The sequence below is a fragment of the Roseburia faecis genome, assembly GCF_001406815.1.
GTDB classification, from domain to species: domain Bacteria; phylum Bacillota; class Clostridia; order Lachnospirales; family Lachnospiraceae; genus Roseburia; species Roseburia faecis.
On the sequence record NZ_CVRR01000005.1, the window covers coordinates 138,948 to 151,854 of the forward strand.

The window sequence follows — 12,907 nt, forward strand, 5'->3', positions numbered from 1 at the left end:
ACACCTGATTGATATAAGAAGCCAGATCCGATCCTTTCCGGCATCCAACGCCATACTCCTCGGTCGTAAGTTCGTCTGTATGCTTCAGATTCGGATAACTGGTGCCCTCACCAATCATGGCACCTGCCATCAGAAGGTCAATGATCGCTGCATCAGATGTACCGGAAGCAACTTCCATCAGGGCATCTGCCTGAGACGAAACGGAATTGTACTGAAATCCCTTTTCTTTTGCAGCTTCTTCTCCGGCAGATCCTGCCTCTACTGCATATACCATGCTCTTTTCGCTCTTTCCGGTATCTCCTGCTCCTTTGGATGCACCACAGGCAGTCATACCAAGTGTCAGCGCTGCTGCCAGCAATACTGCAAGTTTCTTTTTCATAATGTTCCTCCATTAATTATTAATTCTTCTGTTTACTACATGTTTACCATATTATCATGTTATCATGCTAAAGTAAAGAGGAGTCAATTACAAACCTTCCTGCATTTTTTCCCTGACCATTTTTACCATCTGAATCACCAATGTCGGCACAAATGCCAGCAGCAGAATATATCCATACATCAGCACTCCCATTTCTGCCACATCAAACAGCCTCTCAAAAACCGGAACGCAAAGTACCAGTCCCAAAAGAATACATCCACCCAAAAATGCTCCCATGCTGTACTTGTTGGACCCAAGTCCAGCCCGTGCCATGGACTTTTGGCTCCGGCAGTTAAACCCATGAAACAGGCGTGCCAGTGTCAGCGTTGCAAAAGCCATCGTTGCTGCAAGCGCGGTACTCTGCTGCAGCCCTATATAATAAGAAGTCATGACCGGACACGCAATCAACGCTCCCTCTGCCACAATTTTCCCCAGAAACGAACCGGTCAGTATTCCAGCAGAAGGATCCCTTGGTTTTTCCTCTAAAAGTGCTGCATCTGCCGGCTCCATGCCAATCGCAATTGCCGGAAGCGAATCCGTCAGCAAATTGATAAAAAGCAGATGCACTGGTGCAAACGGAACCGGAAGTCCTGCAAGTGAAGTATACAGTACCGCCAGAATCGCTGCCATATTGCCGGACAGCAAAAACAAAATAGCATTCTTTATATTCCGGTATACATTTCTTCCATTCACCACCGCCTGAATGATGGTCGCAAAATTATCATCTAAAAGAATCATGTCTGCCGCATCTTTTGCCACTTCTGTTCCTGTAATCCCCATTGCCACTCCGATATCTGCGCGTTTTAATGCCGGTGCATCGTTGACACCATCCCCCGTCATGGAAACAATCCGTCCTTTTTTCTGCCATGCCTTTACAATTCTTATCTTATGTTCCGGCGAAACTCTGGCATACACACAGATTTTTTCCAGTTTTTCCTGCAATTCCTTCTCACTCATGGCATCTAACTCCCTTCCAGTCACAGCCAGATCCCCTTCCTGATAAATTCCAAGCTGTTTTGCAATCGCACGCGCGGTAATTTTGTGATCCCCTGTAATCATGACCGTGCGGATTCCTGCTCTCTTTGCATCGGCAACCGCCTGAATGGCTTCCGGTCTTGGCGGATCCATCATGGCAATCAGCCCGAGAAAGATCAGATTTTCTTCGCTTTCTATGGTCAGCGGTCCTTCACTCTCTTTATACGCAAATGCCAGCACACGCAGTCCCTGCCCGGAAAATTCCGCAATCTTTTTTTTGATTTTTTCTGTCTCCGTCGGATCAAGTGGAACAATTCCGGTACTTTTCCGGACAAAATCACAGCGTTCCAGCAATACATCCGGTGCCCCTTTGGTCAGAATGGTTCCGACCCCGTGCAGGCAATATCTTGTGCTCATCCGTTTCCGCTCAGAATCAAACGGAACCTCTTCGAGACGTTTCATACAGCTTCGAAGCATTTCTTCCCGGTAACCGCCTTCACCCATCATTCCCCCTTTCGGTGCGGGAATTTTACGAAACATTTCCAACAGGGCATATTCGGTCGGATCTCCGATTCCTTTTCCGTTCTCCAATGTCGCATCATTGCTAAGCACCGCATCGTAGACCAGATATCTGTGCAGCTGTTCTTCCATGGAAAGCTGTCCGGGCAGATATTCCCTGTCGTCCACATAAACTTTCTGTACGGTCATCTTATTCTGTGTCAGCGTTCCGGTTTTATCCGAACAGATCACCGATACACACCCAAGGCTCTCCACTGCCTTCAGCTTTCTGACGATGGCATTTTCCTTTACCATCTTCTGTGTTCCCATCGCCTGCACAATGGTCACGATTGAACTGAGTGCTTCCGGAATGGCGGCTACCGCAAGTGCAACCGCAAACATCAATGCATCCAGAAGCGGCATTTTACGGTATAAACATAACCCCAGTACCACTGCTGAAATTCCCATAACCAGAACTGCCAGCTTTCTGCTGAACTGATCCAGACTCACCTGTAATGGTGTCTTACGATCCCGGATATCATTCATCATCCCGGCAATCTTTCCGATCTCTGTATGCATCCCTGTTCCTGTAACCAGAACCTGTGCGCGTCCATAAGTGACCAGGCTTCCGGAATATACCATGTTTCTGCGGTCTGCCAGTGGCAGATCCTCCGGCAGACTGCCTTGTGTCTTTTCTACATTGGTGGATTCTCCGGTCAGCGCACTCTCATTGACCTGCAGAGAATAATTATCCAGAATCCTTCCATCTGCCACAACCATGTCACCAGCTTCCAGTTCCACAAGATCTCCAGGAACCAGTTCCCTCGAAGGGATCTCTTTCTTTTTCCCTTCCCGGATGACTTTTGCACACGGTGCAGACAGATTTTTCAGACTGTCCAGTGATTTTTCCGCTTTCTGGTGCTGCACCGTTCCCAAAACTGCATTCATCACCAGGACAACTGCGATTACAATCGTACTCTCTGCATTTCCGGAAAACATGGAAATAAGCGCGGCGATCAGCAAAATGACAATGAGTAAATCTGCAAACTGTGACAAAAACACCCTCAGAAGCCCGGGTCTTTTTCCCTCTTCCAGTATATTTTCCCCACATGTTTCCCGGATTTTTTTCACCTGCATTTCGGATAATCCCTGCTCCGTAGTAGAAAATACGTCTCTTAGCTGCTCTTTGGAATACTTCCAGTATTTTTTCATGGCATGCCCTCCCTGTGTTGTGGTACAAAAAAAGAAACGGGACTTTTTTGCACCAGAATAATGCAATAAAAAGTCTCGTTTCTTCGTGTACAGCCCGGTTCCAGCTTTCCTGTAACGTGATGACGGCCTGCACAACACCCGGACACACCGGATGCAAACTACTCCCTGTTTATTATCTTTTTGTATTTTACCCATATCCTCTTTCATTTGTCAACTGCTTTGTTTCTTTTTTCACCACATTGCACAAAATATTTGTTTCTTTAAGCATTATATAGTATAATAAATCCAAAGATAAACTTACATCAGGGATTTACATGATAGAATAGGAGATACGCTTATGATGCTTACACTCATTCCTTTTTTTGACCGAAATATGTCCGTTAGTGCTTATTCTCTGTTTACCAGAAAAAATAACTTTCTTATGAACCCAAGCCTTCTTGGTTCCAGACAGTTTGACGGAGCTGCCTATGTAGATGGGCTGGAACTGATTCAGGAGCTTGGAACCACCACACTCTCCGGAGGAAAACCGATTTTTGTATCTTTAAATAATATCTCTATTTTCAGCAGTCTGGAATCCGAATGCAAAAATACAAACCATGCACCGATTCTCCTGATTGACCAGACATTTCCTCCGGTATCCATGTATACAGACCGCATCCGCGAACTGCGCGAATTCGGATATCATTTTGCAATCCGTAATCTTCCTGTTCACTGCTACGAAGACTACGCACCGATTCTGTCACAGATGGACTACGTTCTGATTGACTGCCAGAAAATAGATGCCGTCAAGGCTTCTTTCTATTTCCGCAAACTGTATCCGGATATCTGTATCTGTGCCAGCAACATTCCGGACATGGAAACTTTCGGAAAACTCAGTCCTGCAGAAACAATTTCTTTATTTGAAGGAACCTTTTTCCGTATGCCGGTCACACGCGGCGAACATAAAGTATCGCCCCTGAAGATCAATTACATTTCCCTTCTGAATCTGATTGAAGAAGATGATTTTGACCTGACCAAAGCGGCTGATATTATCAGTCAGGACACGGCTCTTATCATCTCCCTGCTGCGGCTGGCAAATACACGCTCCTTTAATTCCGAAATCACTTCCGTGCGGGTTGCTGTCTCAATGCTGGGGCAGAAGGATCTGACGCGCTGGATTCAGACAACCGTTATTGAGAAACTGTGTTCTGACAAGCCTAATGAACTGATGCGCCTTTCCCTGCTGCGTGCCAAGTTTGCAGAAAATCTTGCACCGGTCTTTGGCATGGCAATGCGTTCCCAGGAACTGTTTCTGACCGGTCTTTTCTCGATTCTGGATATTATTCTGGATTGTTCCATGGAAGAAGCTCTCTCCATGGTGCGTGTATCGGGCAAGATCCGCACCGCCCTTCTGGAACATACCGGTTCCCTGGCAGAAGTGCTTCACTTTATTGTAAAATACGAATCGGCAGAATGGCAGGAAGTTTCCCGCCAGCTGGTGCTTAAAAACATCGAAATTCCGGATGTTTCCCATGCATGGGTTTCTTCCCTGCAATGGTATGCAAAACTGATTACCATGAATGAATAATGTCAGATAAAAAAAGGATGCACAAAACGTGCATCCTTTTTTATTGTTTTATTTTCTTCCGCTGGTTCCTTTCAGACGTGCCATCGCACGGGAAAGAGAAGCTCTTGAGTGGTAATACTCACGGATACTCTGCTTCTGGCGCATCTGCTCCTCTGCACGCTCTTTTGCTTCGCGGGCTCTTGCCACATCGATTTCCTCCGGACGCTCTGCAGTCTCCACGAGAAGTGTCACACGGTTATTGACGATCTCGACAAATCCCATTCCGACTACTGCATATTCCCAGTTATCCGTGCCTTCCGGCTGAAACCTCATCTCGCCCTCATCAATGGCGATGACCATATCCTCATGATGGGCCAGAATTTCTTTCTGCCCATCATATTCCGGAACGATCAGAGAACGGCATCTTCCGGAAAAGAACACACGGTTCGCAGATATAATTTTTAAATAGAATGTATTGCCTGCCATAATGATCTCCGTTCTTTATGCTATGCGTTCTGCTCCATCTGCTCTGCTTTCTTCCTGACATCTTCGATGGTTCCTGCATTGAAGAATGCATTCTCCGGATATTCATCCATCTCACCATCTAAAATTGCCTTGAATCCGCGGATTGTTTCTTTCAAAGGAACATATACACCTTTGATACCGGTAAAGTTCTCTGCTACGTGGAACGGCTGTGACAGGAACTTCTGAATCTTTCTTGCACGGTATACCAGGACTTTATCTTCATCTGCCAGCTCTTCCATACCAAGAATTGCAATGATATCCTGCAATTCCTTATACTTCTGAAGGATCTCCTGCACTTTACGTGCAACTTCATAATGCTCCTCCCCAACAATATCCGGCTCAAGGATACGGGAAGATGACTCCAGAGGATCAACCGCCGGATAAATACCCTGCTCAACGATCTTTCTGGAAAGTACGGTTGTTGCATCCAGATGTGCAAATGTCGTAGCTGGTGCCGGGTCTGTCAGGTCATCGGCTGGTACATATACAGCCTGTACGGAAGTGATAGATCCATTCTTTGTAGAAGCGATCCTCTCCTGTAATTCACCCATCTCCGTAGCCAGTGTCGGCTGATAACCTACGGCTGACGGCATACGTCCAAGCAGTGCGGATACCTCTGATCCGGCCTGTGTGAAACGGAAAATGTTATCAATGAAGAGAAGCACATTTTTATGCTGCTCATCACGGAAATACTCAGCCATGGTAAGTCCGGTCTCAGCGACACGCATACGAGCCCCTGGCGGCTCATTCATCTGTCCAAACACTAAGGCTGTTTTTTCAAGTACACCGGATTCGCCCATTTCGGTCCACAGATCATTTCCTTCACGGGAACGCTCCCCGACACCGGTGAAAATGGAATATCCACCGTGCTCTGTTGCAATATTACTGATCAGCTCCTGGATCAATACGGTTTTCCCTACACCGGCACCACCGAACAGACCAATCTTACCACCCTTTGCATATGGGGCAAGTAAGTCGATGACCTTGATACCGGTCTCTAAGATTTCCTCTGCAGGGTTCTGATCTTCAAATGCTGGCGGCTCTCTGTGGATCACCCACTTTGGAGCATCCCCGATCGGCTTTCCGTCATCAATTGTTTCTCCTAATACGTTGAACAGACGTCCCAGTGTTGCCTCACCAACTGGTGTCTTGATACCGCTTCCGGTTGCAATGACTTCCATATCACGGTGAAGTCCTTCACTGGCTGCAAGCATAATACAGCGTACCGTATTATTTCCTATATGCTGTGCAACCTCCATGATACATTTTTTGTCACCATTTTGTACTTCCAGAGCGTCTCTGATTGCAGGCAATTCTTCGTCTTCAAATTCAACGTCCACAACAGGTCCCATAACCTGTATGATTTTTCCTGTTTTCATCCTAGGCCTCCATTATCTCTTTTTCTTGCGCTTCTGGGATTTTGCTCCCGCAATTACCTCTGTGATCTCCTGGGTAATCGCTGCCTGTCTGGCACGGTTATACATGATATCCAGCTCATGAAGCATATCCTTTGCGCTGTTGGTTGCTGCCTCCATCGCCATCATACGGGCATTCTGCTCGCAGGAGAAGGATTCTACCAGCGCACCATAAACAAATCCTACCACATAGTCCGGAACAATACGATTCATCACTGCATCTGCCGATGGACGCAGGGCAAGCTCCTCACGTCTGACATCCAGCGGAATCTCCACGTTGTGGAAATCTGCTTTTTTCAGTGGAAGCAGCTGCAGGATTTCTGCTTCTTCCTGCATCGCATTGACCATTGAGGTATAAATGATATAGATTTCATCAAACTCTCCCTGACGGTAATCTTCGAGAAGTTCCTCAGAGATATTTCGTGCACGGTTCAATGTCGGATTCTGAATCGTATAATGGAACTGTTTGTTGATCTCAATTCCACGTTCTTCAAAATAATGTCTTCCGACTTCACCAAGCACATACAGCTGACGTTTCGGGTGCTTTGCAAGTTCCTCTTCCGCAATTTTTAAAATATTGTGGTTGTAAGATCCTGCCAGTCCCTTATCCGCCGTAACCACCATATAAGCGATCCGTTTTTCTTCTTCCGGAATCTCATCTGTGGACCTGAAATAAATACTGTCCAGATCCGGCAAATGCCGCAGAATACGGCTCATCTCAGATTGCAGGGTAAAGAAATACGGTTCTGTGTCCGTCAGCATTTTTTTAGATTTCTTTAATTTCGAAGAAGAAATCATGTACATTGCATTTGTAATCTTTAATGTATCATTGATACTCTTCATTCGATCCTGAATTTCTTTTGCATTTGCCATCGTAACACCTGCTTACTGTTCTGCTGCGAACTCTGCTGCAGCATCTTTGATTTTCTGTCTCAGTTCATCGGATAAAGCTTTTGTCTGCTCAATTTCTTTTCCGATCTCCGGATGTTTCAGATCCATGAAATCCAGGATATCTTTCTGATACTGTTTTACCTGTCTGGTAGGTATCTTATCGAATACACCGTCCGTTGCCATGCACAGGGTTAATACCTGCTCATGCATGGAAAGCGGATGACTCAGCGGCTGCTTCAACAGCTCCATCAGAGCTTTTCCGTGCTGCAGCTGTGCTTTTGTTGCATCATCCAGATCAGAAGCAAACTGTGTGAACACTTCCATCTCACGGTACTGTGCCAGATCGATACGGATACTACCGGATGCTTTCTTCATTGCCTTTGTCTGGGCTGCACCACCGACTCGGGATACGGAAAGTCCTACGTTTACGGCTGGTCTCATACCTGCGTTGAACAGGTTGCTCTCGAGGAAGATCTGACCATCGGTAATGGAAATAACGTTGGTAGGAATATATGCGGAAACATCACCGGCCTGTGTTTCAATAATCGGCAGTGCAGTGATGGAACCGCCACCTAACTTGTCACTCAGATGACTGGAACGCTCAAGCAGTCTGGAGTGTAAGTAGAATACATCACCAGGATAAGCCTCACGTCCCGGGGAACGCTCAAGCAGAAGGGAAATTGCACGGTATGCAACCGCATGCTTGGACAGATCATCATATACAATGAGAACATCCTTGCCCTTGTGCATAAAATATTCTGCCATGGCAGTTCCTGCATATGGAGCTATGTACTGTAAAGATGCCGGATCACTGGCTGTAGAAGATACTACGATGGAATAATCCATGGCATCATGTTTCTTTAATGTATTTACAATCTTTGCAACGGTAGATGCCTTCTGACCAATGGCAACGTAAATACAGATTACATCTTTGCCTCTCTGGTTGATAATGGTATCTGTTGCAATGGATGTCTTACCTGTCTGACGGTCACCAATGATCAACTCACGCTGTCCACGTCCGATTGGGAACATGGAATCAATGGAAAGAATACCGGTCTCCATTGGTGTGTCTACGCTTTGTCTGTCGATGATACCAGGAGCTTCCTGCTCGATCGGACGATAATCATCCTCTTTTACATCACCGTTTCCGTCAATCGGCTCACCGAGTGCATTGATTACTCTTCCTACAAACGCATCACCGACCGGAATACCGGCTTTTTTCTTGGTACGAACCACTTTGGTTCCTTCTTTGATTCCGGTATCACGACCAAAAAGAATAATACCGATTTCATTCTGTCTGACATCCTGAACCATTCCTTTGACTCCGTTTTCAAAGGCTACGATCTCGCCATACATTGCATGATCAATTCCGTATACGGTAACAATTCCATCACCGACCCAGATGACCTCACCTGTCTCACGGCTTTGTTCATCCCAGTTGATATTTTCGATCTCACCCTGAATAATGGAGATAATATCTGTTGCACTAATAGCGCCCAAAGGGGTCACCTCCCTGTAAGTTTTCTTTGTAACTGACGCAGACGTCCTTCATAGCTGTGGTCATATTCTTTATATCCCACCTTAACAACATAGCCACCGATCAGCGACTCATCCACACTCTGCGTCAGGGTAATCTCACTATCCGGATAGTTTTTATCCAGAATTTCTTTCGCCTCGGCCTCCTCTTCTTTGCTCGGAGTCTCGGCATAAATCAGGTCCGCACGAACCACATGATGCATCTGATCCCAGTATTTATAATAATATTGGAAAATATCCTGCATCTCGGTCATGTTACCAATCCTGCACATGATCTTCATGTACCGGACCAGCACATCTTCTGTCGTTTCCAGTGCAAATACCTGATCGATAATTTCATACTTTTTTGCTGCCGGTACGACCGGGCTCGTCAGAACTTTCTGCAGTTGCGGTGTCATAAAGAAAAGTTTTTCCGCTTTCTCGACATCCTCTCTGCTGACAGACAGCCGGTATAGTACCTTGGCACTATTTACTGCTGCCTGCGTCATGTGCTTCACCCGTCTTCATAATCTTCTTAGCAGCCAGCAAAGCAAGCTCTGCAATCTTTGCCTGAGCATCTCTTGTTGCCTTTTCCTGCTCATTTGCAATATCACTCTTTGCTTTCTCAAGCATATGATCTGCTTCGACCCTGGTTGCTTCCATTTTATTGTTATATTCTTCCTGTGCACGCGTCTTCGCATCGAGAATGATCTGATCTGCCTTTTCTCTGGCACCCTTTAACTGGTTCTCATACTCACTCTTCATCTGCGCTGCATCGTCCTGCTGTTTTTGGGCATCCTCGAACTGTTTGTTGATCATGTCCTCTCTCTCATGAATGATATTCATGACCGGCTGAAACAAAAACTTACGAAAGATTGCATATAAAACAAGCAGATTTACGATCGTCCACAAGATATCCCATGGATTTAAACTCAGCATAGTTTACTGCTCCTTTCTTAATGTAATAATTACGCAGGTAATCATTATTTTAAGAAAAGAATGATAAGTAATGCAATAACGAAACCGTAAATAGCGGTTGCCTCGGCAAGTGCACAACCAAGAAGTAATGCTTTGGAAATCTTACCTTCTGCTTCCGGCTGTCTTGCGATAGCGTCTACTGCAGAACCTGTTGCCTTACCGATTCCAAGACCTGCTCCGATACCTGTTAATACTGCTACTCCTGCTCCGATTGCTACAAATAATGATGCTGACATAATGTTTTCTCCTTTTCTTTTCTCAGTTAATTAGTGTGTTACTCCGTTGCTTCCTTGATGAACAAGCCTGTAAGGAATACAAATACGTATGCCTGAATCAGTCCGTCAAAAATATCAAAGTAACAACTGAATATTGCTGGAAGTACGGGTGGAACCACCATCTTCAGTAACTCCATAATAACGAAGGAACCAAGTACGTTTCCAAACAATCGCATACAAAGTGATAATGGTTTGATGAATATCTCAAGAATGTTAATTGGAAGAACTACAGGCATTGGTTCCGCAAAGCTCTTTAACCAGCCTTTGGTTCCTTTCTTTCTCACTCCTGCTGCTTCAATTAAGATGATACTCATCAATGCAAGCGCTACCGTGACATTCATGTCTTTTGTCGGTGGCTTGAAGCCTAATAGGCCGATGAGGTTGGCAATTCCTATGTAGATGGCAACTGCTGCCAGGTACGGAATGTACGCTTTACCGTTTTCTCCTATCGTGTCCTCAAAGAATCCATACAGTTTTGAAACAGCAAGTTCAAGTACTACCTGCTTACGGCTTGGATTCTCAACTCTGAGTCCTCTGACAAGGATCAGACACAAAAGAAGAATGACCGCCATGATGATCCATGTAACAACAACCGATTCATAGATCGGAATGCCACCAAACAGCGGGATTGTAAAGACGGTATCGCAATTCAGCTCCTCCATCAGATTCTTTACCAACGCATCCAACAGTCTCACTTCCTTTCTTAACTTTTGAATCAAAAGCTATTATATTTGTCATATTGTAAAAAGTAAAACGTTTTTTTTATATAAACTATATGTCATATTTGTATATTTCTCATATGGTCATACACTTTATATATAAAAAGAGGCGTCGTACATACATTACGACGCCTTTGCTCTACCCACTGTGGTATTCTACCCCTTTCTTCCAAAAAATGCAAGCACAAAAAAACTAATTTTCGGCAAAGAACTTCGAAAGAACTTCTTTCAGCGTATTTGCAGACTCATGCAGTTTGGAAACTTCCTCCTGATCCAGATCGATTGGAACCTTGGTTTCATAGCCATCGCGGCCAACGATACACGGCAGACTTAACACCACGTCTGAGATTCCATACTCTCCGTGCAGCATGGTCGAAATCGGCAGAATTGATTTTTCATCTCTTATGATTGCTTCGCAGATGCGCTTAACTGACATGGCAATTCCATAATATGTGGCTCCTTTTTTGGAAATAATCTCATAGGCACTCTGTTTTACCTCCGCGGCGATACGTTCCGTTGCTTCCATATGATTATAGTGCCCCCGCATCTCACAGAAATTGTCCAGCGGTATTCCGGATATATTCGCACTGCTCCATGCCGCAATCTCACTGTCCCCGTGTTCTCCCACGATAAAAGCATGTACACTTCTGCTGTCCACTCCCAGATGCTGTCCCAGATGATACTTCAGTCTGGCAGAATCCAGCACAGTTCCAGAACCAATTACCCGTTTTTCCGGATAACCGGACAGTTTCTGCGCCGTGTAAGTCAGAATATCTACCGGATTTGCAACAATCAGAAGAATTCCTTCAAAATCTCTTTTTGTAATTTCCGGAATAATCGACTGGAAAATTGCAATGTTTTTGTTTACCAGATCCAGCCGTGTTTCGTCCGGCTTCTGATTTGCACCTGCTGTAATTACAATAATGGCTGCATCCGCAATATCATCATAATCTCCGGCATAAATCTGCATCGGTCTTCCAAACGGAATTCCGTGTACGATATCTTCGGCTTCCCCTTCTGCTTTCTGATGGTTTGCATCCAAAAGCACCATCTCGGTAAATAATCCGCTCTGCATCAGGGCGAATGCAGATGCAGAACCGACAAATCCACATCCGATAATTGCTACTTTTCCTGATTTTAATTTACTCATATGGTTACCTCCTTCCAGGCACAAAAATTCTCTACAATATAGTCTGCCTCTTTTCCGTCATCATTTTTCGGGGAAATATTGGAATTTACATAAAACACCGGCATTCCGACACCTTTTGCACCACCGACATCACAACGGCTGTCATTCCCGATATACAGGGAATGTGACACATCCAGCTTATGCCGCTCCAACAATATATGAAAGAAACGTTTATCCGGTTTTTTGGTGTGATAATCCGAAGAAATCAAAATATCATCAAAATATTTTGTAATGCCTAAAACATTCATTTCATATGCGGTAAAAATGCGCTGGGCATTCGATAACAGATATACTTTTTTGTCCATTTTTTTCAGACTGGCAAGCATCTGCTGTGTCCCCGGATACAAACGGACATAATCGGTAGACAGCGCACGGAAAAACTGTCCGGTATGTATGGCAAGGGTCTTATCGGCCACGATCCCTTTTTCCTGATACAGTTTTTCAAACACTTCCCCGATCTCAATCTCCGGAGATGCCTCATGCGTATAATGCCTGTCCTCTTCCAGCGTCTTTTTCAACGCGCGCTCACAGTCGCTGACAAGTGCCGCATAGCGCTTCTGCAATTCCTTCGGTTCATAAATGGCCCCGTAATATCCAAAAAACAATGCCAGTTTCTCCCACAGTTTTGGAAAATCTTCCTCTGTGTGGATATCCACCAGTGTCCCGTACAGATCAAACACATAATTGTCGTACTGCACCGGCAACACGGCTTCCTGCAAATATTCTCCCATGTTAATTTCTCCCTTTTGTG

The 12,907-nt window shown here is 45.1% G+C and carries 12 protein-coding genes; 1 reads left to right on the top strand and 11 read right to left on the bottom strand.

The features are described from left to right. Positions 1–466: 466 nt before the first annotated feature. Positions 467–3,103: a cation-translocating P-type ATPase gene (locus M72_RS01625; protein ID WP_055066926.1), complete on the bottom strand. Its 2,637-nt coding sequence runs from the start codon at positions 3,101–3,103 to the stop codon at positions 467–469. Between the two features lie 337 nt (positions 3,104–3,440). On the opposite strand from M72_RS01625, the gene M72_RS01630 reads away from it, so the two are divergent. Beyond that, the gene (locus tag M72_RS01630) at positions 3,441–4,670 is read left to right on the top strand and encodes an EAL and HDOD domain-containing protein (RefSeq protein ID WP_055066927.1); all 1,230 of its coding nucleotides are present in this window, start codon (positions 3,441–3,443) and stop codon (positions 4,668–4,670) included. 48 nt (positions 4,671–4,718) lie between these two features. Here M72_RS01630 and atpC read toward each other — a convergent pair whose 3' ends face one another. The 10 genes from atpC to M72_RS01680 all read right to left on the bottom strand — a co-directional run bounded on the left by atpC (position 4,719) and on the right by M72_RS01680 (position 12,887). After that, on the bottom strand, positions 4,719–5,135 hold the full coding sequence (gene atpC / locus M72_RS01635) for an ATP synthase F1 subunit epsilon (protein WP_022046927.1): 417 nt from the start codon (positions 5,133–5,135) through the stop codon (positions 4,719–4,721). Between the two features lie 20 nt (positions 5,136–5,155). Continuing rightward, entirely contained in the window at positions 5,156–6,553 is a 1,398-nt protein-coding gene (atpD, locus tag M72_RS01640; protein WP_022046928.1) for a F0F1 ATP synthase subunit beta, read from the bottom strand. A 12-nt stretch (positions 6,554–6,565) separates the two neighbouring features. Further along, on the bottom strand, positions 6,566–7,462 hold the full coding sequence (atpG, locus tag M72_RS01645; protein ID WP_055066928.1) for an ATP synthase F1 subunit gamma: 897 nt from the start codon (positions 7,460–7,462) through the stop codon (positions 6,566–6,568). A 12-nt stretch (positions 7,463–7,474) separates the two neighbouring features. Next, the gene (gene atpA, locus M72_RS01650) at positions 7,475–8,989 is read right to left on the bottom strand and encodes a F0F1 ATP synthase subunit alpha (RefSeq protein ID WP_082413716.1); all 1,515 of its coding nucleotides are present in this window, start codon (positions 8,987–8,989) and stop codon (positions 7,475–7,477) included. Continuing rightward, positions 8,986–9,504, bottom strand: coding sequence for an ATP synthase F1 subunit delta (atpH, locus tag M72_RS01655; protein ID WP_055066930.1), 519 nt, complete (start codon positions 9,502–9,504; stop codon positions 8,986–8,988). Before atpH ends, atpA begins: the two co-directional genes overlap by 4 nt. Next, positions 9,482–9,934 carry a F0F1 ATP synthase subunit B gene (gene atpF, locus M72_RS01660; RefSeq protein ID WP_055066931.1) on the bottom strand — a complete coding sequence of 151 codons (453 nt, stop codon included), beginning with the start codon at positions 9,932–9,934 and terminating at the stop codon, positions 9,482–9,484. The genes atpH and atpF overlap by 23 nt, the downstream gene beginning before the upstream one ends. Positions 9,935–9,978: 44 nt before the next feature. Next, positions 9,979–10,209: an ATP synthase F0 subunit C gene (gene atpE, locus M72_RS01665; RefSeq protein WP_022045476.1), complete on the bottom strand. Its 231-nt coding sequence runs from the start codon at positions 10,207–10,209 to the stop codon at positions 9,979–9,981. A 38-nt stretch (positions 10,210–10,247) separates the two neighbouring features. Then, entirely contained in the window at positions 10,248–10,934 is a 687-nt protein-coding gene (locus M72_RS01670) for a F0F1 ATP synthase subunit A (protein ID WP_055066932.1), read from the bottom strand. A 226-nt stretch (positions 10,935–11,160) separates the two neighbouring features. Continuing rightward, a complete protein-coding gene (locus M72_RS01675) occupies positions 11,161–12,117 on the bottom strand; it encodes an L-lactate dehydrogenase (protein WP_055066933.1) in 957 nt (318 codons plus the stop codon). Next, the gene (locus M72_RS01680) at positions 12,114–12,887 is read right to left on the bottom strand and encodes an HAD family hydrolase (protein ID WP_082413717.1); all 774 of its coding nucleotides are present in this window, start codon (positions 12,885–12,887) and stop codon (positions 12,114–12,116) included. The genes M72_RS01675 and M72_RS01680 overlap by 4 nt, the downstream gene beginning before the upstream one ends. Positions 12,888–12,907: the final 20 nt, after the last annotated feature.

Coding starts and splice junctions, on each gene's coding strand:
- M72_RS01625 (WP_055066926.1), bottom strand. CDS start 3,103: ATGAAAAAATACTGGAAGTATTCCAAAGAGCAGCTAAGAGACGTATTT.
- M72_RS01630 (WP_055066927.1), top strand. CDS start 3,441: ATGATGCTTACACTCATTCCTTTTTTTGACCGAAATATGTCCGTTAGT.
- atpC (WP_022046927.1), bottom strand. CDS start 5,135: ATGGCAGGCAATACATTCTATTTAAAAATTATATCTGCGAACCGTGTG.
- atpD (WP_022046928.1), bottom strand. CDS start 6,553: ATGAAAACAGGAAAAATCATACAGGTTATGGGACCTGTTGTGGACGTT.
- atpG (WP_055066928.1), bottom strand. CDS start 7,462: ATGGCAAATGCAAAAGAAATTCAGGATCGAATGAAGAGTATCAATGAT.
- atpH (WP_055066930.1), bottom strand. CDS start 9,504: ATGACGCAGGCAGCAGTAAATAGTGCCAAGGTACTATACCGGCTGTCT.
- atpF (WP_055066931.1), bottom strand. CDS start 9,934: ATGCTGAGTTTAAATCCATGGGATATCTTGTGGACGATCGTAAATCTG.
- atpE (WP_022045476.1), bottom strand. CDS start 10,209: ATGTCAGCATCATTATTTGTAGCAATCGGAGCAGGAGTAGCAGTATTA.
- M72_RS01675 (WP_055066933.1), bottom strand. CDS start 12,117: ATGAGTAAATTAAAATCAGGAAAAGTAGCAATTATCGGATGTGGATTT.
- M72_RS01680 (WP_082413717.1), bottom strand. CDS start 12,887: ATGGGAGAATATTTGCAGGAAGCCGTGTTGCCGGTGCAGTACGACAAT.